Below are 1,192 nucleotides of genomic sequence, written 5' to 3' on the forward strand. Positions count from 1 at the left end.
GTCCAAGGGGACCCTGAGCGTGGCGCACCGGAACCCTGAGGAGTTCGGGGGCCGGGGCCTGGGCAGTGAGGTGCAGGGCCTCCAGCCGAGCGGGCGCGGCCGGTCGATCGCCGGGTACAAGCGGCACGAGCTGGTCGAGATCGTGGCGCGGGTCGCGGCGTACGAGGCCGACCTGACCGACGACCAGATCGTGGAGCTGGCCGGGCGGCTGCTCGGCTGCCCGGAGGACGAGGCCCTCCTCGTCGGCGCGCGGCTCCGCTACGCCGTGGAGATCTTCCGCGAGACCGCCGCGGAGTCCTGACCCGGCCCCGCGTCCCCCGGCCGGGCGCCGGACGAGCCTCCTGGGTCGGGCGTCTGGAACACGACCTAGTATCGGGGCCATGACCGAAGCTCCGCGCGCCCTGCGGGCCGACGCCCAGCGCAACCGGGCGCGCATTCTCGACGTGGCCAGGACGGTCGTCGAGGAGCACGGCACACAGGCGTCGCTGCGCGACATCGCCCGCCGGGCCGAGGTCGGGATGGGCACCCTCTACCGGCATTTCGCGACCCGCGAGGAACTGCTGGAGGCGCTGCTCGGCAGCCGCTTCGAACGGCTGGCGGCCCACGCCGAGGCGCTGGAGGCCGCGCGGGGCCCGCAGGACGCGCTGCTGGAGTGGGTGGGCGAGTTCGCCGCCGGCGCCGGGGCCTACCGCGGCCTCGCCGTGTCGATGATGGCGACGCTGGAGGACAGCGATTCGTCGCTGCACCAGTCGTGCGCGCGGATGCGGGCGGCCGGGGGGCGGCTGCTGCGGCGTGCCCAGCGGGCCGGGCACATCCGCGCCGACATCGACGAGACGGACCTGTTCGTGCTGGTCAGCGCCGTCGCGTCGATCACCGACTCGGCGCCGTCCATCGCCGCGCGCCGCGACCACCTGTTCGCCCTCGTGTTGGACGGCCTGGTCGCCCGGCCGGGCTGATCGCGCGGAACCCGCGCGCCTGTCGGGGGAGGTCTGTACAAAGGAGCCTGTGACGGGCTGGGACGAGGACGCGCTGGCGCGCCTGCGCGCGGCCGCGTACCGGCACGACGGGGCCGCCGGGCTCGCCGTCCTCGCGGGCCGTCCGCTCGGCCCGGTGCTCCAGTACGCCGGGGACGTCCTCGTCGCGGCGCTGGCGGCGGGGCTGGAGGCCGCCCGGCCGCCCGCCCGCGCCTGCC

At 76.3% G+C, this 1,192-nt stretch carries 3 protein-coding genes; all 3 read left to right on the forward strand.

The genetic code is table 11. The features are described 5' to 3' along the window. On the forward strand, positions 1 to 301 hold a 301-nt coding region (locus tag E1291_RS41435; RefSeq protein WP_207401276.1), incomplete at its 5' end, for a hypothetical protein. 79 nt (positions 302 to 380) lie between these two features. Then, positions 381 to 956 carry a TetR/AcrR family transcriptional regulator gene (locus E1291_RS41440; RefSeq protein WP_207401277.1) on the forward strand — a complete coding sequence of 192 codons (576 nt, stop codon included), beginning with the start codon at positions 381 to 383 and terminating at the stop codon, positions 954 to 956. Positions 957 to 1,005: 49 nt separating this feature from the next. After that, positions 1,006 to 1,192: hypothetical protein (locus tag E1291_RS41445; RefSeq protein ID WP_207401278.1), on the forward strand; the 187-nt coding region annotated here is incomplete at its 3' end.

The organism is Actinomadura roseirufa, from assembly GCF_900659635.1.
GTDB lineage: Bacteria > Actinomycetota > Actinomycetes > Streptosporangiales > Streptosporangiaceae > Spirillospora > Spirillospora roseirufa.